The organism is Escherichia sp. E2748, from assembly GCF_005781125.1.
GTDB lineage: Bacteria > Pseudomonadota > Gammaproteobacteria > Enterobacterales > Enterobacteriaceae > Escherichia.
This window is the reverse complement of record NZ_VATP01000012.1, coordinates 88,522-112,695: the sequence shown is the minus strand read 5'-3', so window position 1 is coordinate 112,695 and position 24,174 is coordinate 88,522. Positions and strand designations below refer to the sequence as shown.

Below are 24,174 nucleotides of genomic sequence, written 5' to 3'. Positions count from 1 at the left end.
CTGTTACGCCATCTGTTCCACAACCAGAACGAAAACATCTGTATCGCCCGGAAATTGGTAGCTATCTGGCCAATATTCAGGCGGCAAATACGCTGTTTAATACCCGGCTGCATGACCGTCTGGGGGAAACACAATACACCGACCTGCTCACTGGCGAACAGAAAGTGACCAGTTTGTGGATGCGTAATATTGGCGGGCATAATCGCTTTAAAGATCGTTCGGATGAACTGAATACCCAGAGCAACCGTTATGTTCTGCAACTGGGCGGCGATCTTGCGCAATGGAGCAGTAATGACCTTGATCGCTGGCATCTCGGCTTAATGGCTGGCTATGCCAACAGCAAGAGTCACACGCATTCCAGCCTGACCGGGTACAGCTCACGTGGGCAAATCGACGGCTACAGTGTGGGCGTGTATGGCACCTGGTACGCTAACGAAGCAGACAAAACCGGGACTTATGTTGACAGCTGGTTGCTCTATAACTGGTTTGATAACACCGTCTCCGGCGAGTATCTGCCCAGTGAAAAGTATCACTCTGACGGCATCACCGCCGCCATTGAAGCGGGTTATACCTTCCGTCTCGGTGAAAGCGCTGATGCGCGTACCAGCTACTGGTTGCAGCCCAAAATGCAACTGACGTGGATAGATGTGAAGGCAGACAACCATACGGAAGACAATGGCACGCTGGTTGAGGACAGCACCGAAGGCAACCTGCAAACGCGCCTGGGGGTGAAAGCGTATCTGCAGGGTCATCATGCTATTGATGATCATAAAGAGCGTTCTTTCCAGCCTTTCGTGGAAGCCAACTGGATTTATAACTCCCGCAATTACAGCGTGAAGATGGATCACATCGGCGATGAGATCATCGGCGCGCGTAACACTGGCGAGTTAAAAGCGGGGGTGGAAGGTCAGATTACTCCACGTCTGCAACTGTGGGGCAACGTCGCCCAGCAGTTGGGTGACAACGGTTACAGTGATACCCAGGGAATGCTGGGCGTGAAATATCTCTTTTAATGCCACTTTGCCACCTGTCACGTACAGGTGGCATGCTCCCTGCGTCAACCAGATAAGCGTAGCGCACCAGGCAAGCCGGACGGTGCTGTTGCATCTCCGGCTGCTTCTGCACTAACCAACTAAATGTGCAGTTCCTGCAACTTCTCTTTCGGCAGCGCCAGTTCTTCATTGCTGTTGATGCGCACGTCACGTTCCAGAATGCTACGCGCAATATCCTGTGCTTCCTGCAAAGAGTGCATCTGGTAAGTACCGCACTGATAGACGTTAAGTTCCGGGATCTGATTCTGATCCTGCACTTTCAACACGTCTTCCATTGCCGCTTTCCAGGCATCAGCGACACGCTGCTCATCAGGCGTACCAATCAGACTCATATAAAAACCAGTGCGGCAGCCCATTGGTGAGATATCGATAATCTCAACGCCATTACCGTTAAGATGGTTACGCATAAAACCAGCAAACAGGTGCTCCAGGGTATGGATCCCTCTTTCTGGCATCACTTCTTTGTTCGGCACGCAGAAGCGAAGATCGAACACGGTAATTGCGTCGCCATGCGGGGTGTTCATTGTTTTCGCCACCCGAACTGCAGGCGCTTCCATCCGGGTATGATCGACTGTGAAGCTATCTAACAACGGCATTTAGCCACCTCCGGTAAATTTTTTTTAAATATTCTGAACTCTTTCTTCCCAGGCGAGTCTGAGTATATGAAAGACGCGCATTTGTTATCATCATCCCTGAATTCAGAGATGAAATTTTGGCCACTCACGAGTGGCCTTTTTCTTTTCTGTCAGGCGTGTTTTTCCAGCCACACCGCAAACGGTTCGGTATCAGCGGCTTCCATTTCCTGCTGGCGACGTTCAGACGCCTCGCGCTCGGCTACAAAATCCTCTTCGCGCAGAATTTCCAGCGGCTCTTCACGCAGAAGATTACGGTAGGCTTCTGCAAACGCTTTACCTGTTCCGCCAATGCCAGTATCAATCATAGACCTTAAGATACGCGCAGAGAAAGTCAGATCAGGATTATCGAAGCAGGCGACCAGTTCATCACACACTTTCTGGTACGCTTCGCCGCCGTTAATGCTATCCAGCGTTTGCGCGACGCGTTTTAGATCGCGGAACAGATCTTTACCCACCTGCGGCAACGGGAACTGCGCAGTTTCGCAACCGATACCCAGCGTCAGGCCTGGTTTACGACCCTCGAGGATCACCCGGTTCCAGTTAACGCGTGTACAGGCAAGTTCGCTACTGCTCATTTCCGGTGCATCAGCCAGCGCACACCAGACCATAAACAGGTCGAGGAAACGCACCTGCTGTTCATCTACACCAATCGGCGAGAACGGGTTGATGTCCAGCGAACGCACTTCAATATATTCAATGCCGCCACGTAATAGCGCATCAGAAGGCGATTCTCCGCTGCGAGTAACGCGTTTTGGACGAATCGGCGCATACAGTTCGTTTTCAATCTGCAGCACGTTGCTGTTGATTTGTAGCCGCTTACCGTCTTTCTCAATACCAATCTTCGCGTACTCTTCCGACGGCGTTTTGATAGCCTGCTTGAGCCCTGCGACGTACTCGTAGAGATCATTGAAGGTAATACCGAGATTGCTTTGCGATTTATTGGTATAGCCAAGATCGCTCAAACGAAGAGAGGTCGCATACGGCAGGTAATACATACCGCACTCGGTTTTCTCAAACGGCAGCGACGTTGGTTTTCCTTGCAGGAAAGAAGAACAAATCGCCGGAGACGCACCAAACAGATAAGGAATGACCCAACCGAAGCGATAGTAGTTGCGGATAACGCGGAAATAGCCCGCAGAAATTTTCTCTTTGGCATCAGCGCCCGAGATATCACCGCACTTCGCTTGCCAGAATGCCATTGGCAAAGAGAAATTGTAGTGCACGCCGGAAATGGTTTGCATCAGCGCGCCGTAGCGATTTTTCAGCCCTTCACGGTACAGCGTTTTAAAGCGTCCGGTGTTAGAAGTGCCGTACTGTGCCAGTTCGATGTCCTGACCTTCTGCGATGTAGCATGGCATGCTTAACGGCCACATCCGCTCATCGCCCATATTGCGCGCCGTATAACGATGCAGGTCGCGCATAAAGGTCAGCATATGTTCAATATCACCATCCACTGGTGTAATAAATTCCAGCAATGCTTCCGCAAAATCGGTGGTTATCCATTTATGCGTTAGTGCGGAACCTAATGCTTCAGGATGACCTGTTGTTGCAAGTGTGCCATCAGCATTAACACGCAAAGTTTCGCGCTCCAGCCCACGCTGTATCCCCTTTAACGCCTGAGGATGTTTTTCCAGCCAGGCCAGCGCCTGTGATACGTCCGGGATCAAATTGACCTCCCGCCTGTCAAAATCGTTTTATTTAGCATAACTGTAATGGTGGCCATGTGTGCAGGCCTACAATTAGTGCCACCACATCATGCCCTGAACGGTAGCTACTGCAATCGCAACATAGCGTAACGCTTTACCAAGGCACAAAAAAAAGATTACTGGTCCCCACGAGATGCGCATCCATCCCGCTAACAGACACAGTAAATCGCCAACCACGGGCATCCAGCTTAATAATAGTGTGATTGCACCATATCGTTTCAGCCAGCCGATGGCTTTCTCTTGCCAGCGCGATGTTTTGCGCAGTGGAAAGAAACGCCCAAGGATAACGTTAGTTAGCCCTCCAAGGCTATTACCCATTGTTGCTGTTAACACTAAAACCCAGGGATGACTTACCCCGGAAAGTAACATTGCAACCAGGACGACTTCGGAATTACCGGGTAATAGTGTAGCGCTGAGGAAACTACTGGCAAACAACGAGAAAAGCGATAAAGCTTCACTCACAGCAAGCGAACATCCACAGCGTCCATGCCTGCAGCGCGAGCAGCCTGAATACCGAAATCAGCATCTTCAAAGACCACACACTGCGTTGGTTGCACGCCCATACGCTGTGCGCACAACAAAAATGTGTCTGGCGCAGGTTTATGGTGTTTGACGTGATCGGCGGCAACGACCGCATCAAAATAACGGCGTAATCCCAGGTGCGCCAGCAATGCCTCAGCGATGGCGCTTTCACTCCCCGTTCCAACAGCCATTGGTCGACGTCCGTGCCAGCTTTTCACCACTTCAACAAGAGGAAGCGGCTCGACGCTATCCAGCAGCATACTTCTTACTGCTTCTGTTTTTTCACGCGCTAACGCATGCGGGTCGAGATCGGCCTGATTCAGCTCAATAATCGCCTGAGCAATACGCCACGTGGGCGAGCCATTAAGCGCAATCATCGCCTGAACATCGTACTGAAGACCGTAATGCCCTAATACTTCGCGCCACGCTTTACGGTGCGTAGGCTCCGTATCCAGGATTGTGCCATCCATATCAAAAATTAAACCTGCATAACGCTCGTACATGGTCTTCTCGCAAGTCGAAAAATATGACGCTACTTTAGCGTAATTGCTTGATTTTGTCGCTGATGGCGAAGGAGAAGAAAATTCAGGAAATGGATAAAGTAGTTATTTAGAAATGAGATATTTTTGAAGGAAATTTTTTGGAGAAGATGGTGCATCCGGGAGGATGACTCACTGGCGTTCGCCCTTCGGGCCGTTGCTGGCGCAACGTTATCCTCCCTGGTGCATACATCAATATTGCAGACCGTGAAGATTATCAATCGTGAGTAATACGGAGAAGATGGTGCATCCGGGAGGATTCGAACCTCCGACCGCTCGGTTCGTAGCCGAGTACTCTATCCAGCTGAGCTACGGATGCATCGGGAAACTTATTTTGCTGCTGAAATTGATACCGCTACGAAAGCTATATCAAGTAAGAGATGGTGCATCCGGGAGGATTCGAACCTCCGACCGCTCGGTTCGTAGCCGAGTACTCTATCCAGCTGAGCTACGGATGCATCGGGAAATTTATTTTACTGCTGATATTGATATCGCTACGAAAGCTATATCAAGTAAGAGATGGTGCATCCGGGAGGATTCGAACCTCCGACCGCTCGGTTCGTAGCCGAGTACTCTATCCAGCTGAGCTACGGATGCATCGGGAAACTTACTTTACTGCAGATTTTTTGATACCGCTACTAAAGCCGTATCAAGTAAGAGATGGTGCATCCGGGAGGATTCGAACCTCCGACCGCTCGGTTCGTAGCCGAGTACTCTATCCAGCTGAGCTACGGATGCAAATGGCGGTGAGGCGGGGATTCGAACCCCGGATGCAGCTTTTGACCGCATACTCCCTTAGCAGGGGAGCGCCTTCAGCCTCTCGGCCACCTCACCACACGCCTCTTACGAGTGCTTCGAAGAACTTGTTTATCGCTCATCGTCGCTGCGTGGCGCACATATTACTTTCTGAGACTTATAAGTCAAACAATTTTTCCCACACTTTTATTGTTTGCACACTTCGCGCTCAATTAGTCTGTAAAAACGTCAAAAAGAGTGTTTTATCAACAGAAAAACAGGCCTCTGACAGGTAGCAGTGATAGAGAAAAATGAAGGCAAAAGTTAAATGAACGGGAGTAACGCGAAAAAAAATGAAGTGAAAGAGAAATTTTGAGGGTGCGTCTCACCGTTAAAGATGAGACGCGGAAAGATTAGTAACTGGACTGCTGGGATTTTTCAGCCTGGATACGCTGGTAGATCTCTTCACGGTGAACAGAAACTTCCTTCGGGGCGTTTACGCCAATACGTACCTGGTTGCCCTTTACCCCTAAAACTGTCACGGTGACCTCATCCCCAATCATGAGGGTCTCACCAACTCGACGAGTCAGAATCAGCATTCTTTGCTCCTTGAAAGATTAAAAGAGTCGGGTCTCTCTGTATCCCGGCATTATCCATCATATAACGCCAAAAAGTAAGCAATGACAAACACATTACATCTAAGCAGTCATGGCATTACATTCTGTTAAACCTAAGTTTAGCCGATATACACAACTTCAACCTGACTTTATCATTGTCGATAGCGTCGATGCGAATGCCGTGAAGCAAGTCCACGGCATTGCCTGACACTTATATTATTGCAATTTCGCGCTGACCCAGCCTTTCACACTGGCTAACGCTGCAGGTAAGGCCGCAGCATCCGTACCACCGGCTTGCGCCATGTCAGGACGTCCACCACCCTTGCCGCCCACCTGCTGAGCGACCATACCAATCAGTTCCCCTGCCTTCACGCGATCTGTGACGTCCTTAGATACGCCTGCAATCAGAGAAACCTTACCTTCGGCTACCGTTGCCAGCACGATAATTGTCGACCCCAGCTGATTTTTTAAATCGTCAACCATGGTGCGCAACATTTTCGGCTCAACACCGCTAAGCTCACTAACCAACAGCTTAACACCATTAACATCAATTGCCTTACTGGAAAGATTTGCGCTCTCCTGTGCGGCAGCCTGTTCTTTAAGCTGTTGTAACTCTTTTTCCAGCTGACGCGTACGTTCCAGTACTGAGCGCACTTTATCAGCCAGATTATTGCTATCGCCTTTCAGCAGATGCGCGACTTCGCTTAAGCGATCGCTGTCTGCATGAACGGTGGCGATAGCACCTTCTCCGGTTACCGCTTCGATACGACGAACGCCTGCAGCAGTACCCGATTCAGAAATGATACGGAACAGACCAATATCACCGGTGCGGCTGGCGTGAGTACCACCACACAGCTCGGTGGAGAAATCGCCCATGCTCAGCACACGTACACGTTCATCATACTTCTCGCCGAACAGCGCCATCGCACCTTTCGCTTTCGCCGCTTCGAGATCCATGATGTTGGTTTCGATAGGCAAGTTACGACGAATCTGCGCGTTCACCAGATCTTCGACAGCACGAATCTCTTCTGGTTTCATCGCTTCGTTATGCGAGAAGTCAAAACGCAGCACCTTGTCATTAACCAGCGAACCTTTCTGGGAGACATGAGTACCCAGAACCTGACGCAGCGCAGCGTGCATCAGGTGCGTTGCGGAGTGATTCAGACGAATACGAGCGCGACGAGCTTCATCTACATCTGCCTGTACCGCGTCGCCCACTTTCAGAGAACCCGCAGCAAGTTTACCGATGTGACCAATCGCCTGGCCATATTTCTGCGTATCTTCCACCGCAAAGGAGAAGTTAGCGCCTTTCAGTTCGCCTTTATCGCCAACCTGACCGCCGGATTCTGCATAGAATGGCGTTTGATCCAGCACGACCACAGCTTCCTGGCCTGCATTGATGGCATCAACCGCTTTACCATCAACAAACAGCGCGGTCACTTTACCGTTCAGTTCCAGATGGTCATAGCCTTTAAATTCAGATGCACTATCAACACGGATCATTGCGTTGTAATCGGCACCAAAGCCGCTGGCTTCGCGCGCACGACGACGCTGCTCTTCCATTGCTGCTTCAAAACCAGCTTCGTCAACTTTGATGTTGCGCTCACGGCAAACGTCAGCCGTCAGGTCAACCGGGAAGCCGTAGGTGTCGTACAGGCGGAAAGCTGTTTCACCATCCAGCGTATCACCAGAAAGTTTTGCCAGCTCTTCATCCAGCAGTGCCAGACCGCGCTCCAGAGTACGGGCAAACTGCTCTTCTTCAGTCTTCAGCACCTGCTCAACCTGCGCCTGCTGGCGTTTCAGGTCTTCACCCGCAGAGCCCATAACGTCGATCAGCGGACCAACCAGTTTGTAGAAGAAGGTTTCTTTCGCGCCCAGCATATTGCCGTGACGCACTGCGCGACGAATGATACGACGCAGCACATAACCACGGTTTTCGTTGGACGGCATTACGCCATCCGCGATCAGGAACGCACAAGAACGAATGTGGTCAGCGATAACGCGCAGCGATTTATTGCTCAGATCGGTCGCGCCAGTCACCTTAGCCACCGCCTGAATCAGCGTACGGAACAGGTCGATATCATAGTTGGAGTTTACGTGTTGCAGCACGGCGGCAATACGCTCCAGACCCATACCGGTATCTACAGACGGCTTCGGCAGCGGTTCCATCGTGCCATCTGCCTGGCGGTTGAACTGCATGAAGACGATGTTCCAGATCTCAATGTAGCGGTCACCGTCTTCTTCCGGGCTTCCCGGAGGGCCACCCCAAATGTGGTCGCCGTGATCGTAGAAGATTTCGGTGCACGGGCCGCACGGACCAGTGTCACCCATCTGCCAGAAGTTGTCAGATGCGTATGGCGCACCTTTGTTATCGCCGATGCGAATAATACGTTCGCGCGGGATCCCTACTTCTTTTTCCCAGATTTCGTAGGCTTCGTCGTCGCTTTCATAGACGGTAACCCACAGACGCTCTTTCGGCAGGGCAAACCATTTTTCGCTGGTCAGCAGTTCCCATGCAAACTGAATGGCATCGTGTTTGAAATAGTCGCCGAAGCTGAAGTTGCCCAGCATTTCGAAGAAGGTATGGTGACGCGCGGTGTAACCGACGTTTTCCAGGTCGTTGTGTTTACCACCCGCACGCACGCAGCGTTGGGAAGTGGTAGCGCGGGAATAATTACGCTTGTCGAGCCCAAGGAAGACATCCTTGAACTGGTTCATCCCGGCGTTGGTAAACAACAAAGTTGGGTCGTTATGGGGTACCAGGGAGCTGCTGGCAACTACCTGATGTCCCTTACTATGGAAAAAGTCGAGAAACGCCTGACGGATCTCAGCGGTGCTCTTGCTCATAATTATCCTGAAATCAAGCTAACGAAATATCGCCACCAGCTACAGCGTGTCTTAACCGCCGGGCTGGTAACTGAAAAGTGGGAATAAGATAAGTTTTCTTGACTGGGAAGTAAAATACCGTATGCGTTCAGTCGGCAAAATTTCGCCAAATCTCCTGGATATCTTCCATCAGATAGCCACGATAGAGCAGAAAACGCTGGATCTTAACTTTTTCTGAAAAGACAGTTGGCAAAGGTTCGCCATATTTTCGCGTCGCCTGATCGCGTGCCAGTGCGCACCAGTCAATGTCACATTCACGCATCGCTTTTTCTGTCGCTTCGCGGGAAATACCTTTCTGATTCAGTTCCTGACGAATACGCGCAGGTCCATAACCTTTGCAGCTACGGCTGGCAATAAAGCGCGCAACAAATCGGCTGTCATCGAGATAGCCATGTTCATGGCACCAGGCAATAACGCGCTCGTAATCTTCTGCCGTGGCATCAATCTCTTCCGGGCCACTTTTACCCATAATCGGTGCCGCGAGTTTACGTCGCAGTTCTTGCTCACTGTGATCGCGCACCGCCAGAATGCGTACCGCTCGATCCAACAGACGAGCATATGCCGGGCGACGGGATGTTGAGTCTGTCATGGCATATCCTTAAAACTTAAAAAGCAAAAGGGCCGCAGATGCGACCCAGGTTTTGCTGACAAAGTGGCGTTGTTCATGCCGGATGCGGCGTGAGCGCCTTATCCGTCCTACAAACCGTGCAACTTCAATACATTGCAGAGAACATGTAGGCCTGATAAGCGTAGCGCATCAGGCAATTTTGCGTTTGTCATCCGCCTCAGAGTCGCAGATGCGCCCCTTGAGTATCAAACAAGACGATTAAAAATCTTCGTTAGTTTCTGCTACGCCTTCGCTGTCATCTACAGAGAAATCCGGCGTTGAGTTCGGGTTGCTCAGCAGCAGCTCACGTACTTTCTTCTCGATCTCTTTCGCGGTTTCCGGGTTATCTTTCAGCCAGGCAGTCGCATTCGCTTTACCTTGGCCGATCTTCTCACCTTTGTAGCTGTACCACGCGCCAGCTTTCTCGATCAGCTTCTCTTTCACGCCCAAGTCAACCAACTCGCCGTAGAAGTTGATGCCTTCACCGTAGAGGATCTGGAATTCAGCCTGTTTAAACGGCGCTGCAATTTTGTTCTTAACCACTTTCACGCGGGTTTCGCTACCCACTACGTTTTCGCCCTCTTTCACCGCGCCGATACGACGGATGTCGAGACGAACAGAGGCGTAGAATTTCAGCGCGTTACCACCGGTAGTGGTTTCCGGGTTACCGAACATCACACCAATTTTCATACGGATCTGGTTGATGAAGATCAGCAGCGTGTTGGACTGCTTCAGGTTACCCGCCAGCTTACGCATCGCCTGGCTCATCATACGTGCTGCAAGGCCCATGTGAGAGTCGCCGATTTCGCCTTCGATTTCCGCTTTCGGCGTCAGTGCCGCCACGGAGTCAACGACGATAACGTCTACTGCGCCAGAACGCGCCAGAGCGTCACAGATTTCCAGTGCCTGCTCGCCGGTGTCCGGCTGGGAGCACAGCAGGTTGTCGATATCGACACCCAATTTACGTGCATAGACTGGGTCCAGCGCGTGTTCAGCATCGATAAACGCACAGGTTTTACCTTCGCGCTGGGCAGCGGCAATCACCTGCAGCGTCAGCGTGGTTTTACCGGAAGATTCCGGTCCGTAGATTTCGACGATACGGCCCATCGGCAGACCACCTGCTCCGAGCGCGATATCCAGTGAAAGCGAACCAGTAGAGATGGTTTCCACATCCATGGAACGGTCTTCACCCAGGCGCATGATGGAGCCTTTACCAAATTGTTTCTCAATCTGGCCCAGTGCTGCCGCCAACGCTTTCTGTTTGTTTTCGTCGATAGCCATTTTTACTCCTGTCATGCCGGGTAATACCGGATAGTCAATATGTTCTGTTGAAGCAATTATACTGTATAGTCATACAGTATCAAGTGTTTTGTAGAAATTGTTGCCGCAGCGTATTTAAGGCATAAGCCGTCGCCTTACGACGCACGGCATCGCGGTCGCCGCTAAAGCATTCCCGGCGGGTAATGCCTTCGCCGCGGGCTGTGGCAAAAGCAAACCAGACGGTGCCGACAGGCTTCTCTTCGCTGCCGCCATCCGGTCCGGCGATGCCACTGATAGCAACCGCATAATCAGCACGAGCCGCTTTCAGTGCGCCTATCGCCATTTCCACCACGACAGGTTCACTCACCGCGCCATGCTGCGCCAGCGTCTCTTCGTGTACGCCGATCATCTGCGCTTTGGCTTCGTTACTGTAGGTGACAAATCCGCGTTCAAACCAGGCGGAACTGCCGGCAATATCGGTAATCACTTTCGCTACCCAACCGCCAGTACAGGATTCAGCGGTTGTTACGGTTGCGCCACGGGATTTCAGCGCCAGCCCTACCTGCTCGCTTAACTGCATCAGTTCACTGTCAGTCATCACAACCTCTGTCAGTCAAAAATTTATGCCGGACAAGATAGCACTTTCCCGCAGAAGATGGGGACCAGCGATTCATTTTACGAGTCGCATTCCGAAATAAGACTGTTGCGGCCAACCGGTAAAGAAAAACGCTACCATGCAGCGTTCATATTGCCAGGTATTCACAAGGAGAGAAAAATAATGACAACAAAGAAAACGGATAACCCCCCCAAAACGTGCTTAAACAGACCACGCAAATGCGTATGTGGGTCATCATTGGTGGCATCAGCGCACTGGTTTCAGTGATATGTAAGATTTTATCTTCTGGCTATCTTGAACCTTTCGACTTCGGTCAGGCTGCGTTAGGCGTTGTCTGTCTGGGATATGCGATATCGCTGTCAAAAAAAATCAGGCAATTACGTCATTCGAATAAACAGTAAGAAAGCAGAGGGAAGTTTAACCTCCCTCTTGCAGATAGTTACTGTACGCGCGCCAACGCCACGGCTTGTCCTAACTGCCAGACCGCCATTGCGTAATGTGTGCTGTGGTTATAACGGGTAATGGTGTAGAAGTTCGGCAGACCGTACCAGTACTGATAACCTGTTCCAACATCCAAACGCAGCAGGCTGGCCTGTTGATGGTTGCCCAGCGACTGCTGTGGCGTTAAACCTGCCGCGGCAAGCTGCGAAATGCTGTACTTGGTTTTGAAGCCATTTGGCAAGCCTGGAGCCTGACCGTTTGCCATTACCGCGACCTGATCGCCTTTTACCCAGCCGTGCGCTTTGAAATAGTTCGCCACGCTACCGATCGCATCAACCGGATCCCACAGGTTGATATGCCCGTCGCCGCTGAAATCTACCGCATATTGTTTGTAAGACGACGGCATAAACTGTCCGTAGCCCATCGCCCCAGCAAAGGAACCTTTCAGATTGAGCGGATCGTCCTGCTCATCGCGCGCCATCAGCAGGAAGGTTTCCAGCTCGCCAGAGAAATACTCCGCGCGGCGTGGGTAGTTAAATGACAGCGTTGCCAGCGCATCGAGGATGCGGGTTTTCCCCATCACGCGCCCCCAGCGGGTTTCGACGCCGATAATCCCGACGATAATTTCCGGCGGTACGCCATACACCTGCCACGCGCGATTCAGCGCATCTTCATACTGATTCCAGAAAACCACGCCGTTCTGCACGTTATCCGGCGTAATAAATTTTTTGCGATAACGCAGCCATGCGCCGTTCGGACCAGATGGCGGTTTCACCGATGTGGTTGGTGCCTGGTTATCCATCAGCCGCAGTACCGAATCCAGACGTTTCGCCTGAGAGAGAATTTCCTGCAATTGCTGACGATCGAAACCATGTTTGTTCACCATTTTTTCGATGAACTGCTGCGCATTGGGGTTATTGGCGAAATCTCCGCCCATCTGCATCACATTGTGCTGCGGCTCAAGCAGGAAGCCGCCGGACGGCGTTCCGGTGGTTGTTTCAGTCTCAGTCTGTTTTGGCTTGCTGCTACAGGCGGCAAGTAACACAAAAAGGGGAAGCAATGTTACATAACGATGCTTGAACATGAGGGGTCCATTTAACAAATTCAACCAAGGGCAAGTATGGTAAAGCATCCCGCCCAGCACAAGGAAGCGGTAGTCTGTTTTCGGCACTCCATTTCTCTTTAGTCTCTTCTTTCAGTTCATATTTTTTCTTAAAGTATGTTGTAACTAAATTCACATATGTTGTTTCCCTTCCCATAGCGCTGGATAATGAGCGCTCATTCCGGCCATCAATCCCTGGCTGGAATAAATAAATGGACCTTAACCGGAGAGAGCAATGAGTGAAGCACTACTGAACGCGGGACGTCAGACGTTAATGCTGGAGTTGCAGGAAGCAAGCCGTTTACCGGAACGTCTGGGCGATGATTTTGTTCGCGCCGCCAATATCATCCTGCACTGCGAAGGCAAAGTGGTAGTTTCGGGAATTGGCAAATCGGGCCACATTGGTAAGAAAATCGCCGCAACACTTGCCAGCACCGGCACACCGGCTTTTTTTGTCCATCCGGCAGAAGCACTGCACGGCGATCTGGGGATGATTGAAAGCCGCGATGTGATGTTGTTTATCTCTTACTCCGGTGGCGCGAAGGAACTGGATCTGATTATTCCGCGTCTGGAAGACAAATCTATCGCGCTGCTGGCGATGACGGGCAAACCGACGTCACCGCTGGGACTCGCGGCGAAAGCGGTGCTGGATATCTCCGTAGAACGCGAAGCCTGCCCGATGCACCTTGCGCCGACTTCCAGCACTGTAAATACCCTGATGATGGGCGACGCGTTGGCGATGGCAGTCATGCAGGCGCGCGGATTTAATGAAGAAGATTTTGCCCGCTCCCACCCAGCCGGGGCACTGGGCGCTCGCTTGCTGAACAAAGTGCATCATCTTATGCGTCGTGACGATGCCATCCCGCAGGTGGCGTTAACCGCCAGCGTGATGGACGCGATGCTGGAACTTAGCCGCACCGGTTTAGGTCTGGTGGCAGTGTGCGATGATCAACGACTGGTGAGAGGCGTCTTTACCGACGGTGATTTACGTCGCTGGCTGGTTGGCGGCGGCGCACTCACCACGCCAGTCAATGAAGCGATGACGGTCGGCGGCACCACGTTGCAATCGCAAAGCCGTGCCATCGACGCCAAAGAAATCCTGATGAAACGCAAAATCACCGCCGCACCGGTAGTGGATGAAAACGGCAAACTCACCGGCGCAATTAACCTGCAGGATTTCTATCAGGCCGGGATTATTTAATCCTTCAATCCCAGACGTTTCGCCAGCCGATGCAGGTTGGCGACGTCGGTTTCCAGCATCCGCGAGCAGGCAGCCCAGTTGTGATGATTTTGTGCCAGTGCCTGGCGAATGGTTTCACGCTGGAACGCTTCTGTCGCTTCACGCAGATTTTGCTTAACAACGGGCATTGTCATCGCTTCTGGCGGCGGCAACGCCTCCTCAGGAAAAGCAAAATGTTGCGCCTCAAGAATCACTTCATCGCCGCTGCGAGTGGCTCTCGCCAGCACTACCGCCCGATGAATAGCATGTTCCAGTTCGCGCACATTTCCCGGAAAATTATAGTGTTGCAGTAATTTTCGCGCTCCGGCACTTAATACCACGCGGGAAAGCCCCAGCCGCAAACGACACTGCTCACAGAAATACCCTGCCAGCAGAATGACGTCATCGCCCCGCTCACGCAGCGGCGGCACCGAAAGTGGAAACACGCTCAGGCGATGAAACAAGTCGGCGCGAAATCGCCCTGCCAGCACCTCTTCGCGTAAGTCGCGGTTAGTCGCAGCCAGCACGCGCACATCGACCCGCAAACTGCGGTCATCGCCAACGCGCTGAATATCGCCATACTGCAACACCCTCAGCAGCTTGGCCTGCAATGCCAACGACAACTCGCCGATCTCATCCAGAAACAGTGTGCCGTTATCCGCCATTTCAAACTTCCCGCTGCGGTTACTGATAGCGCCAGTAAACGCTCCTTTCACATGCCCGAACAACTCACTTTCCGCCACACTTTCCGGCAGTGCGGCACAGTTGAGATAGACCAGCGGATTCACCGCCCTTGGCGAGGCTTCATGAATCGCTTTCGCCACCAGCTCCTTACCGGTTCCCGTCTCACCGCTGATCAGGACGTTGAGATCGGACGCCGCCACAATCTCAATCTCTTTTTTCAATTGCGTCATACCTGGCGACAGACCGATCATCTGCGTCTGTTTCACCGCTTCAAACGGCGCGGCATCACCTGGCAGCATATTCTGGCTTTCCAGTTGTTCAATCAGCAACGCATTGCTTAACGCTCCCGCCGCCAGTGCAGCAATCAGCCGTAACTCTTCGTCGCTGAAAACATCGAACTGATCGGGCTGCATCCCGTCGAGCGTCAGTGCGCCGATCAAGTTTTGCCCGGCAAACAACGGCAAACCAACGCAGGCGTGAACCTTCAGACTCTCCTGCCCGGGAATCAAACCGTCATAAGGATCGGGCAATTCGCTGTCTGCGGGAAAGCGCACCACATCACCCGCGCGGGCAATCGCTTCCAGCCGTGGATGACCTTCCAGCGCAAAGCGTCTACCGAGTACATCCTTCGCCAGCCCGTCGATGGCAAGCGGAATAAACTGCCGCGAGTCGTAACGTAGCAACGCAGACGCATCGCACTCCAGCACCTGACGCAGCGTGGTGATCAGGCGCTGAAAACGATCCTGATGACCAATCCCACGCTGCAATTCGATGGCGATATTCGCCAGCACATCAACGGAAAAACTCATCTTTGCCTCACTGTCAATTTGACTATTGATATTGTCATATTGACCATTTTATTGATAGTCATTTTGACTACTCACTAATGAGCATAAATTAATTTATACATTAAAAACAATCAGATAAGAAACTGGCACGCAATCTGCAATTAACATGACATCTTTTTAGAACACGCTGAATAAATTGAGGTTGCTATGTCTATTGTGGTGAAAAATAACATTCATTGGGTGGGTCAACGTGACTGGGAAGTACGTGATTTTCACGGCACGGAATATAAAACGCTGCGCGGCAGCAGCTACAACAGCTACCTCATCCGCGAAGAAAAAAACGTGCTGATCGACACCGTCGACCATAAATTCAGCCGCGAATTTGTGCAGAACCTGCGTAATGAAATCGATCTGGCGGATATCGACTACATCGTTATTAACCATGCAGAAGAGGACCACGCCGGGGCGCTGACCGAACTGATGGCGCAAATTCCCGATACGCCGATTTACTGTACTGCCAACGCTATCGACTCGATAAATGGTCATCACCATCATCCGGAGTGGAATTTTAATGTGGTGAAAACTGGCGACACGCTGGATATCGGCAACGGCAAACAACTCATTTTTGTCGAAACGCCAATGCTGCACTGGCCGGACAGCATGATGACTTACCTGACAGGCGACGCGGTGCTGTTCAGTAACGATGCTTTCGGTCAGCACTACTGCGACGAACATCTGTTCAACGATGAAGTGGATCAGACGGAGCTTTTCGAGCAGTGCCAGCGTTACTACGCCAATATCCTGACGCCGTTCAGCCGCCTGGTAACGCCGAAAATTACCGAGATCCTGGGCTTTAACTTGCCAGTCGATATGATAGCGACCTCTCACGGCGTGGTATGGCGCGATAACCCGACGCAAATTGTCGAGCTGTACCTGAAATGGGCGGCGGATTATCAGGAAGACAGAATCACCATTTTCTACGACACCATGTCGAATAATACCCGCATGATGGCTGACGCTATCGCCCAGGGGATCGCGGAAACCGACCCGCGCGTAGTGGTGAAAATTTTCAACGTCGCCCGAAGCGATAAAAACGAAATCCTGACCAATGTCTTCCGCTCAAAAGGCGTACTGGTCGGCACTTCGACGATGAATAACGTGATGATGCCGAAAATCGCCGGGCTGGTGGAGGAGATGACCGGATTACGCTTCCGTAACAAACGCGCCAGTGCTTTCGGCTCTCACGGCTGGAGCGGCGGTGCGGTGGATCGTCTTTCCACGCGCTTGCAGGATGCAGGTTTCGAAATGTCACTTAGCCTGAAAGCCAAATGGCGACCAGACCAGGACGCTCTGGAGTTATGCCGTGAACACGGTCGCGAAATCGCCCGTCAGTGGGCGCTCGCGCCGCTGCCGCAGAGCACGGTGAATACGGTGGTTGAAGAAGAAACCTCTGCCACCACGACGGCTGACCTCGGCCCACGGATGCAGTGCAGCGTCTGTCAGTGGATTTACGATCCGGCAAAAGGCGAGCCAATGCAGGACGTCGCGCCGGGAACGCCGTGGAGTGAAGTTCCGGATAACTTCCTCTGCCCGGAATGCTCTCTCGGCAAAGACGTCTTTGACGAACTGGCATCGGAGGCAAAATGAGCAACGGCATTGTGATCATTGGTTCGGGCTTCGCCGCCCGCCAACTGGTGAAAAATATTCGCAAACAGGACGCCAGTATTCCATTAACCCTGATTGCCGCCGACAGCATGGATGAGTACAACAAACCTGACCTCAGCCATGTTATCAGTCAGGGGCAACGTGCCGACGACCTTACCCGCCAGACGGCAGGTGAATTTGCCGAGCAGTTTAATCTGCGCCTGTTTCCGCACACCTGGGTAACGGATATCGATGCCGAAGCCCATGTGGTGAAAAGTCAGAATAATCAGTGGCAATACGACAAGTTAGTGCTGGCAACCGGTGCCAGCGCCTTTGTCCCGCCAGTGCCTGGGCGTGAGTTAATGCTGACGTTAAATAGTCAGCAAGAGTATCGCGCCTGTGAAACACAACTGCAGGATGCCCGACGCGTGTTGATTGTCGGCGGTGGTTTGATTGGTAGCGAACTGGCGATGGATTTTTGTCGGGCAAGCAAAGCGGTCACGCTGATTGATAACGCCGCCAGCATTCTGGCGTCGTTAATGCCGCCGGAAGTAAGCAGCCGCTTGCAGCATCGGTTGACGGAGATGGGCGTTCATCTGCTGTTAAAATCTCAGTTGCAGGGGCTGGAAAAAACGGATTCTGGCATTCTGGCAACGCTGGACCGCCAGCGTAGCATCGAAGTGGATGCGGTAATTGCCGCCACCGGACTGCGCCCGGAAACCGCCCTGGCACGACGCGCCGGGCTGACGATTAATCGCGGCGTTTGCGTCGACAGTTATCTGCAAACCAGTAATGCCGATATTTATGCGCTGGGCGATTGCGCGGAAATTAACGGTCAGGTATTGCCGTTCCTCCAGCCGATTCAACTTAGCGCGATGGTGCTGGCAAAAAATCTTCTCGGCAATAACACGCCGCTGAAACTACCGGCGATGCTGGTGAAAATCAAAACGCCGGAATTACCGCTGCATCTGGCAGGCGAAACCCAGCGTCAGGATTTACGCTGGCAGATTAATACCGAACGCCAGGGAATGGTGGCGCGCGGCGTTGACGATGCAGACCAGCTTCGCGCCTTTGTGGTCAGTGAGGATCGGATGAAAGAGGCATTTGGATTGTTGAAAACGTTGCCGATGTAGGCGGGCTACTATGCCTAAAATGCCGGATGCGACCTACGGGGAGCGCATGTGTTGGTCACATAATGCGTTCATGTCGCATCCAGCTACTGTATCCAAAATGTCGGATGCGACGCTCGCGCGTCTTATCCGACCTACGGGGAGCGCATCCGGCAATGGTGTCCAAATGCAACACGCTTTATCCGTTCTGGACTTCACCCGCTAACCAACGCGCCGCAGCAATAACCCCCTGCCCCAGAGACAAGCCGCCATCACCCGCCGGTAAACTCTGTGGAAAGAGCAATGTGAAATCAGCGAGATAATGCGCCAGACGTGCTCGCAGCAAACGGTTATGAATAACCCCGCCGCTAAATACCAGCGTAGTGATACCACGCATCGTGGCTTGCTCACGCATCAACGCGGCAAAACCCTGCGCCAGCGCATCATGAAACGCCCACGCGCGTTGATTAACCGGTGCCTGCCAGTTCAGCCACTGCTGCCAGAAAGTAGCGAGATCCTGTTGATTGTCCACCAGCGGCATCGTCACCGGATGCGTCACTCCGTGGCACGAAGCTGCGAGTGCCTCCAGGGCACAAGCCGCTTCACCTTCATAACTTAACGTGGCTGGCGCACAGCCCAGTCCCGCCGCTACGGCATCGAACAAACGCCCACACGATGACGCCAGCGGCGCGTTAATTCCACGCTCAATGGCCCGCGCCAGCACGCTCCAGTTTTGCTGTTGCACACTTGCTGTTTCAGGATAATTCTGCCACTCCGGCACAAAGCGCAGGCACTGCGCCAACAGGTTTCGCCACGGCTGCTTCGCCGCCAAATCGCCACCCGGAAGCGCCACCGCAGGCAAGCCGCCCAGGTGCTGGCATTCGCGATAGTTCACCCGCAGACACTCGCCGCCCCACAAAGCGCCGTTCTCCCCCATACCGATACCGTCGAGCGTCAACGCAATGACATCACCGCCATCCAGTGGCCAGTGATGTTCTGCCAGACACGCCGCCGCGTGAGCATGATGATGCAGCACCGTTTGCGTCGGCAGATTCATTTCGCTCGCCCACTGGCTGGAGACATAGCCCGGATGCACGTCATGCACAACGTATTGCGGGGTGAAATCGTAGATGTTTTGCATCAGGCGTAACGCTTCGCGCCACTGCATCTGGATGCCATCGTCACTTAAATCGCCCAGATGCTGACTCAACACCGCTTGTTCACCGCGCACCAAGCAGAAGGTATTTTTCAGATCCGCGCCGAGACACAGCACAGGCGGAACATTTTTAAAGCCCGGAGGCAAAGCCAGCGCGTCCGGTACATACCCCCGCGAACGGCGCAGCATTTCGCCGCTTTCGCGCACCACTGAATCATCCATCCGCTGCACGATGTCGCGGTTATGTATCAAGAATCCGTCGGCAATGCCCTGCAAATCCGCCTGCGCCTGTTCGTTGCTGATAGCCGGTGGTTTACCGCTCAGGTTGCCGGAGGTCATCACCAGCGGGCATTGCAATTCCTGTAACAGCAAATGCTGGAGCGGATTCGCAGGCAACATCACCCCGACTTCGTTAAGGCCAGGGGCGATATCATCACAAAGCTCAGGAACGTATTTTTTATCCACCAGCACAATCGGCGCGGCGGGCGTGGTGAGCAACTGGCGGGCAGCGTCTGGTAAACCGTCTGCCGCTGGCAACATAACCGCCAGCGGTTTCGCTGGGCGATGTTTGCGCGCCCGAAGTGTCGCCACCGCATTACTGTTCCGCGCATCGCAGGCGAGATGAAATCCGCCAATCCCTTTGATGGCGACAATGTTGCCCATTTTTAACTGTGCGATAGCTGCCTGTAATGCCGCCTCTTGTTCCTCATGTTCACCATGACTTACCCATTCAAGATGCGGGCCACACTCCGGGCAGGCCACCGGCTGGGCGTGGAAGCGACGATCGAGCGGGTCACGGTACTCTTTGTCACAGGCCGGACACAGCGGAAACGCCGCCATCACAGTAAACGGGCGGTCGTAAGGCATGGCGCGAATAATGGTGAAACGCGGGCCGCAGTGGGTACAGTTGATAAACGGATAACGATAACGCCGTTCGCCTGGGGTATTCATTTCGGCAAGACAGGCAGGGCAAGTAGCGGCATCGGGAACAATTTGCGTATTCATGACGCCGCCCGCGCTCTGGCGGATGGTGAACTCAGTGGGCAGTTGTGACCAGATAAACGGCTCACGCTCGACGCTATCAATACGCGCCAGCGGCGGACAGTGCTGATGTAATTGAACAAGAAACGTTTCCGGGTCTTCCAGCAGCCGGACTTCTACGCCATCGCCGTCATTACAGACATCGCCGTGAAGATTTAATTGCTGTGCCAGCTGCCAGACAAACGGACGAAAACCGACGCCCTGCACTTTGCCACGAATACGCAGTTGGACACCGCAAGATGTGTTTTTTGCCATTGAGTTATTCCCGCCATCATGAATTGCGTAACCCGCCCAGCCGGACACGACAGCGTCGCATCCGGCAGCCACAGGTCGGCGATACCGCCCGCACCGTATTCTACGAATATTTCCGGGAATTCCTTTGATGCCAGAACAGTTCTGTAAGATTTTTAGAACATCAGCGCCGTGCGGCGGCGTTTTTCTGCGCTCAGTTGTTCAAGTTTATTACGATCGACACAAATCAGCGCATGGGTCGGGCAAGCCGCCATACACGCCGGGCCGTCTTCACGATGGTTACAGAGGTCGCATTTATTGGCTTCAGCTTTGTCAGCCCGTACATTCAGCCCCGCGCCGCTGTTGCGAATCACCGGACGTACCACCACTTCCATCGCGCCATACGGGCAAGCCACAACGCAGGTTTTGCAACCAATGCAACGTTCCTGCATCACATGAACAAACCCTTTATCACGGCTGATAGCACCATTCGGGCAGACGTTAGCGCACGGTGCATCTTCACACTGACGGCAGACTGTTGCCGTGGAAATGTTCACACCTTTAATGACATGGATTCGCGGTAAAAAAGTTTCCGGGGTCAGCGATGCACAGTCCTGATTCTCTTGATGAGAAACCACGCACGCCACTTCACAGGTACGGCAACCAATACATTTACTCGCGTCAGCAATGATGAAACGGTTCATCAAATTCTCCAGCAATGACAGTTAATGCGCCGATACATTCACAAATCATGCCAGTTTTTAATTTACTGTTATTTAAGGAAATTAATTTCTGCAATGCAGGAAAAACGATGTCATCGACACTAGTGACGATGACATGTGATGACAGTGTTTATTGCGAAAGAGTAATGAGTGAGTCGCGGCGGATCAGTTTTCCGCTGAAGGTTTTCGGCGGTGAGAAATCCCCACCATCGAGCATAAAAATCAGCCGTCCAATAATTTCCTGAATCATCTCAGTCACCGGAATTTTTACGCTGGAGAGCGCCGGAACGGTGTAGGGGGCAATTGCGATATCATCGAATCCGATAACTGACACCTGCTCTGGCACCGCTACGCCGCGCTCGTGTAACGCTTTCATCGCACCAATCGCCATATCGTCGTTACTGGCAACTAACGCGCTAAATTTAGCCCCACGTTCGAGTAACGTTTCTACCCCTTCGGCCCCGCTGGCGGGCGTCCATTTACCGTTAACGATAAGTTTTTCATCGAGCGCAATACCATACTGCGCCAGCGCGTCTTTATATCCGGCAAGACGTTCAATGCTGGTGGGGGAATCCATCGACCCGGTAAGGAAAGCAATCTCCTGATGTCCGGCGTTTATCAACTCTGCCACGGCGTTAAAGCTGGTCTGTTTATGATCGCACCAGACGCTATGGCTGCTGTTTTTGCGCAGGCGGCGATTAAGCACCATTATCGGCTGACTGTGCGCGTCAATGATGTCATCGATCTCATCCACGCTTAAAAAACGCGGGTAAATCATGATGGCGTCGCAGCGCAAATCCAGCAGATACTGAATCGCCTGGCGCTCTTCTTCGGCGCTATGTTTGCCATCTGCCAATAGCAACTGTCGCCCTTTCTCTTCCGCCATTCGCGCGGCATGAAACAGTAATTCACTAAAATAAATGCCGTGGTAAAGCGTGTTGGTCACTACCAGCCCCAGCGTCTGAGTACTCTTCGCCGACAGATTACGCGCCAGCAAGTTTGGGCGGTAACCGCTCTCTTCTACCGCCTGAAACACGCGATCTTTAGTCTCCTGGCTGACGTAGCCATTACCTGAAAGCACGCGGGAAACGGTCGCTTTTGAAACCCCGGCGCGCTTCGCCACTTCCAGCATCGTCGTCATCATTTTCATCCCTTTACACGCAATCAACGGAGTGTACTGCACCGTTTGCCGATTGTCCTTGCGCAATCGGCGGGAAAAATATTCAGGTGACCGGTTTCACAAATATAAAAAATGAACAATTAACTCTCTTGCTTATTTTTTGACAACTATTCATGATTTTATGAAACCGGTTTCTTAATTCCGTTTCAGCATCGGCATTTTTCCGTCCCGTCGACTGATAACAACTACATCTACCCTACTGATAACAGGATAAAATCCGATGGCCAAAAATTATGCGGCGCTGGCACGCTCGGTGATAGCAGCACTGGGCAGCGTTGATAACATCTCGGCAGTCACGCACTGTATGACGCGTTTGCGCTTTGTTATCAAAGATGACCAGCTTATCGACAGCCCGACGTTAAAAACCATCCCCGGCGTGCTCGGCGTGGTACGTAGTGACAACCAGTGTCAGGTAATTATCGGCAATACCGTTTCGCAAGCCTTTCAGGAAGTCGTCAGTCTGCTGCCGGGAGATATGCAGCCCGCACAGCCCGTGGGTAAACCCAAACTCACGCTACGTCGCATTGGTGCGGGGATCCTTGATGCGCTGATCGGCACCATGTCACCGCTGATCCCGGCGATTATCGGCGGATCGATGGTCAAACTGCTGGCGATGATCCTCGAGATGAGCGGCGTGCTGACAAAAGGATCGCCGACCTTAACCATTCTGAATGTGATTGGTGACGGTGCTTTCTTCTTCCTGCCGCTGATGGTCGCGGCTTCGGCCGCCATCAAATTTAAAACCAATATGTCGCTGGCGATTGCCATCGCGGGTGTGCTGGTACATCCGAGTTTTATTGAACTGATGGCGAAAGCGGCCCAGGGTGAACATGTCGAATTTGCCCTGATTCCGGTCACCGCGGTGAAATATACCTACACGGTGATCCCGGCGCTGGTGATGACCTGGTGCCTGTCATATATCGAACGCTGGGTGGACAGCATTACACCGGCGGTGACCAAAAACTTCCTCAAGCCGATGCTGATTGTGTTGATTGCCGCACCGCTGGCAATCCTGCTAATTGGCCCGATTGGTATCTGGATCGGTAGCGCCATTTCGGCGCTGGTTTACACCATCCATGGTTATCTGGGCTGGCTTTCAGTCGCCATTATGGGCGCGCTGTGGCCTCTGCTGGTAATGACCGGGATGCACCGCGTCTTTACGCCAACCATCATTCAGACCATTGCCGAAACCGGCAAAGAAGGGATGGTCATGCCGTCCGAGATCGGCGCTAACCTGTCGCTGGGCGGTTCATCGCTGGCGGTGGCGTGGAAAACGAAAAACCCGGAACTGCGCCAGACGGCGCTGGCTGCAGCGGCATCAGCCATTATGGCGGGGATTTCCGAACCGGCGTTATACGGCGTGGCGATCCGCCTGAAACGTCCGCTTATCGCCAGTCTTATCAGCGGTTTTCTTTGCGGGGCGGTTGCCGGTATGGCGGGGCTTGCCAGCCACTCAATGGCAGCGCCGGGGTTATTTACCAGCGTGCAGTTCTTCGACCCGGCGAATCCAATGAGCATCGTCTGGGTGTTCGCCGTCATGGCGCTGGCGGTTGTGCTGTCGTTTATCCTCACACTGTTGCTCGGCTTTGAGGATATTCCTGTTGAGGAAGCGGCTGCCGAGGCGCGAAAACATCAGGGCGCACAACCGACCGTCGCCAAAGAAGTAAGTCTTAATTGAGGAT

At 52.7% G+C, this 24,174-nt stretch carries 19 protein-coding genes, 5 tRNA genes and 1 pseudogene; 6 read left to right on the top strand and 19 right to left on the bottom strand.

What is annotated here, in order from left to right:
• Window positions 1-1,013: autotransporter outer membrane beta-barrel domain-containing protein (locus FEK42_RS12285; protein WP_138211839.1), on the top strand; the 1,013-nt coding region annotated here is incomplete at its 5' end.
• 119 nt (window positions 1,014-1,132) lie between these two features.
• Here the strand turns inward: FEK42_RS12285 and luxS are convergent.
• The 14 genes from luxS to pncC form a co-directional block, all read right to left on the bottom strand.
• Window positions 1,133-1,648 (bottom strand): S-ribosylhomocysteine lyase, encoded by a 516-nt coding sequence (gene luxS, locus FEK42_RS12280; protein ID WP_001130211.1) that lies wholly within the window; start codon window positions 1,646-1,648, stop codon window positions 1,133-1,135.
• A 149-nt stretch (window positions 1,649-1,797) separates the two neighbouring features.
• On the bottom strand, window positions 1,798-3,354 hold the full coding sequence (gene gshA / locus FEK42_RS12275) for a glutamate--cysteine ligase (protein WP_000611804.1): 1,557 nt from the start codon (window positions 3,352-3,354) through the stop codon (window positions 1,798-1,800).
• Between the two features lie 72 nt (window positions 3,355-3,426).
• Entirely contained in the window at window positions 3,427-3,855 is a 429-nt protein-coding gene (locus tag FEK42_RS12270; protein WP_064529936.1) for a YqaA family protein, read from the bottom strand.
• Window positions 3,852-4,418, bottom strand: coding sequence for a fructose-1-phosphate/6-phosphogluconate phosphatase (yqaB, locus tag FEK42_RS12265; RefSeq protein WP_000273309.1), 567 nt, complete (start codon window positions 4,416-4,418; stop codon window positions 3,852-3,854). Before yqaB ends, FEK42_RS12270 begins: the two co-directional genes overlap by 4 nt.
• Before the next feature lie 278 nt (window positions 4,419-4,696).
• Window positions 4,697-4,773, bottom strand: a tRNA-Arg gene (locus FEK42_RS12260).
• 62 nt (window positions 4,774-4,835) lie between these two features.
• Window positions 4,836-4,912 (bottom strand) — tRNA-Arg (locus tag FEK42_RS12255).
• A gap of 62 nt (window positions 4,913-4,974) precedes the next feature.
• Window positions 4,975-5,051 (bottom strand) — tRNA-Arg (locus FEK42_RS12250).
• Window positions 5,052-5,115: 64 nt separating this feature from the next.
• Window positions 5,116-5,192: transfer RNA gene (locus FEK42_RS12245), tRNA-Arg, on the bottom strand.
• Window positions 5,193-5,195: 3 nt separating this feature from the next.
• Window positions 5,196-5,288 (bottom strand) — tRNA-Ser (locus FEK42_RS12240).
• 314 nt (window positions 5,289-5,602) lie between these two features.
• The gene (gene csrA / locus FEK42_RS12235) at window positions 5,603-5,788 is read right to left on the bottom strand and encodes a carbon storage regulator CsrA (RefSeq protein ID WP_000906486.1); all 186 of its coding nucleotides are present in this window, start codon (window positions 5,786-5,788) and stop codon (window positions 5,603-5,605) included.
• Between the two features lie 234 nt (window positions 5,789-6,022).
• Entirely contained in the window at window positions 6,023-8,653 is a 2,631-nt protein-coding gene (alaS, locus tag FEK42_RS12230) for an alanine--tRNA ligase (RefSeq protein WP_000047170.1), read from the bottom strand.
• A gap of 127 nt (window positions 8,654-8,780) precedes the next feature.
• Window positions 8,781-9,281 (bottom strand): recombination regulator RecX, encoded by a 501-nt coding sequence (gene recX / locus FEK42_RS12225; protein ID WP_135492920.1) that lies wholly within the window; start codon window positions 9,279-9,281, stop codon window positions 8,781-8,783.
• Between the two features lie 237 nt (window positions 9,282-9,518).
• Entirely contained in the window at window positions 9,519-10,580 is a 1,062-nt protein-coding gene (gene recA, locus FEK42_RS12220; RefSeq protein ID WP_000963153.1) for a recombinase RecA, read from the bottom strand.
• 79 nt (window positions 10,581-10,659) lie between these two features.
• Window positions 10,660-11,157, bottom strand: a complete 498-nt coding sequence (pncC, locus tag FEK42_RS12215; protein WP_135492921.1) for a nicotinamide-nucleotide amidase — start codon at window positions 11,155-11,157, stop codon at window positions 10,660-10,662.
• A 180-nt stretch (window positions 11,158-11,337) separates the two neighbouring features.
• Between pncC and FEK42_RS23030 the strand changes: the two are divergent.
• Window positions 11,338-11,576: pseudogene (locus FEK42_RS23030) on the top strand (hypothetical protein).
• Window positions 11,577-11,614: 38 nt separating this feature from the next.
• On the opposite strand, the gene mltB reads toward FEK42_RS23030, so the two are convergent.
• A complete protein-coding gene (mltB, locus tag FEK42_RS12205) occupies window positions 11,615-12,700 on the bottom strand; it encodes a lytic murein transglycosylase B (protein WP_130259314.1) in 1,086 nt (361 codons plus the stop codon).
• Between the two features lie 253 nt (window positions 12,701-12,953).
• Between mltB and gutQ the strand changes: the two genes are divergently transcribed.
• The gene (gene gutQ, locus FEK42_RS12200; RefSeq protein WP_001683217.1) at window positions 12,954-13,919 is read left to right on the top strand and encodes an arabinose-5-phosphate isomerase GutQ; all 966 of its coding nucleotides are present in this window, start codon (window positions 12,954-12,956) and stop codon (window positions 13,917-13,919) included.
• On the opposite strand, the gene norR is transcribed toward gutQ, so the two are convergent.
• Window positions 13,916-15,430: a nitric oxide reductase transcriptional regulator NorR gene (gene norR / locus FEK42_RS12195; RefSeq protein ID WP_135492922.1), complete on the bottom strand. Its 1,515-nt coding sequence runs from the start codon at window positions 15,428-15,430 to the stop codon at window positions 13,916-13,918. The genes gutQ and norR overlap by 4 nt on opposite strands.
• A gap of 186 nt (window positions 15,431-15,616) precedes the next feature.
• Here norR and norV point away from each other — a divergent pair, with 186 nt between their 5' ends.
• Complete coding sequence (norV, locus tag FEK42_RS12190) at window positions 15,617-17,056, top strand: anaerobic nitric oxide reductase flavorubredoxin (protein ID WP_138183925.1); 1,440 nt, start codon at window positions 15,617-15,619, stop codon at window positions 17,054-17,056.
• Complete coding sequence (norW, locus tag FEK42_RS12185; RefSeq protein ID WP_135492923.1) at window positions 17,053-18,186, top strand: NADH:flavorubredoxin reductase NorW; 1,134 nt, start codon at window positions 17,053-17,055, stop codon at window positions 18,184-18,186. Before norV ends, norW begins: the two co-directional genes overlap by 4 nt.
• Window positions 18,187-18,361: 175 nt before the next feature.
• Here norW and hypF read toward each other — a convergent pair whose 3' ends face one another.
• From hypF to ascG, 3 genes are all read right to left on the bottom strand, one after another.
• A complete protein-coding gene (hypF, locus tag FEK42_RS12180) occupies window positions 18,362-20,614 on the bottom strand; it encodes a carbamoyltransferase HypF (RefSeq protein WP_135492924.1) in 2,253 nt (750 codons plus the stop codon).
• Between the two features lie 152 nt (window positions 20,615-20,766).
• Entirely contained in the window at window positions 20,767-21,294 is a 528-nt protein-coding gene (gene hydN / locus FEK42_RS12175) for an electron transport protein HydN (RefSeq protein ID WP_001078777.1), read from the bottom strand.
• A gap of 148 nt (window positions 21,295-21,442) precedes the next feature.
• Entirely contained in the window at window positions 21,443-22,453 is a 1,011-nt protein-coding gene (ascG, locus tag FEK42_RS12170; RefSeq protein ID WP_167852530.1) for a DNA-binding transcriptional regulator AscG, read from the bottom strand.
• Window positions 22,454-22,712: 259 nt separating this feature from the next.
• Here ascG and ascF point away from each other — a divergent pair, with 259 nt between their 5' ends.
• Window positions 22,713-24,170 carry a PTS cellobiose/arbutin/salicin transporter subunit IIBC gene (ascF, locus tag FEK42_RS12165; protein ID WP_135492926.1) on the top strand — a complete coding sequence of 486 codons (1,458 nt, stop codon included), beginning with the start codon at window positions 22,713-22,715 and terminating at the stop codon, window positions 24,168-24,170.
• The last annotated feature ends 4 nt before the right edge of the window (window positions 24,171-24,174 follow it).

Bases quoted from the DNA above. Each gene is read 5' to 3' on its own strand.
- luxS (WP_001130211.1), bottom strand. From the start codon at position 1,648: ATGCCGTTGTTAGATAGCTTCACAGTCGATCATACCCGGATGGAAGCG.
- yqaB (WP_000273309.1), bottom strand. From the start codon at position 4,418: ATGTACGAGCGTTATGCAGGTTTAATTTTTGATATGGATGGCACAATC.
- csrA (WP_000906486.1), bottom strand. From the start codon at position 5,788: ATGCTGATTCTGACTCGTCGAGTTGGTGAGACCCTCATGATTGGGGAT.
- alaS (WP_000047170.1), bottom strand. From the start codon at position 8,653: ATGAGCAAGAGCACCGCTGAGATCCGTCAGGCGTTTCTCGACTTTTTC.
- recX (WP_135492920.1), bottom strand. From the start codon at position 9,281: ATGACAGACTCAACATCCCGTCGCCCGGCATATGCTCGTCTGTTGGAT.
- recA (WP_000963153.1), bottom strand. From the start codon at position 10,580: ATGGCTATCGACGAAAACAAACAGAAAGCGTTGGCGGCAGCACTGGGC.
- pncC (WP_135492921.1), bottom strand. From the start codon at position 11,157: ATGACTGACAGTGAACTGATGCAGTTAAGCGAGCAGGTAGGGCTGGCG.
- mltB (WP_130259314.1), bottom strand. From the start codon at position 12,700: ATGTTCAAGCATCGTTATGTAACATTGCTTCCCCTTTTTGTGTTACTT.
- gutQ (WP_001683217.1), top strand. From the start codon at position 12,954: ATGAGTGAAGCACTACTGAACGCGGGACGTCAGACGTTAATGCTGGAG.
- norR (WP_135492922.1), bottom strand. From the start codon at position 15,430: ATGAGTTTTTCCGTTGATGTGCTGGCGAATATCGCCATCGAATTGCAG.
- norV (WP_138183925.1), top strand. From the start codon at position 15,617: ATGTCTATTGTGGTGAAAAATAACATTCATTGGGTGGGTCAACGTGAC.
- norW (WP_135492923.1), top strand. From the start codon at position 17,053: ATGAGCAACGGCATTGTGATCATTGGTTCGGGCTTCGCCGCCCGCCAA.
- hypF (WP_135492924.1), bottom strand. From the start codon at position 20,614: ATGGCAAAAAACACATCTTGCGGTGTCCAACTGCGTATTCGTGGCAAA.
- hydN (WP_001078777.1), bottom strand. From the start codon at position 21,294: ATGAACCGTTTCATCATTGCTGACGCGAGTAAATGTATTGGTTGCCGT.
- ascG (WP_167852530.1), bottom strand. From the start codon at position 22,453: ATGACGACGATGCTGGAAGTGGCGAAGCGCGCCGGGGTTTCAAAAGCG.
- ascF (WP_135492926.1), top strand. From the start codon at position 22,713: ATGGCCAAAAATTATGCGGCGCTGGCACGCTCGGTGATAGCAGCACTG.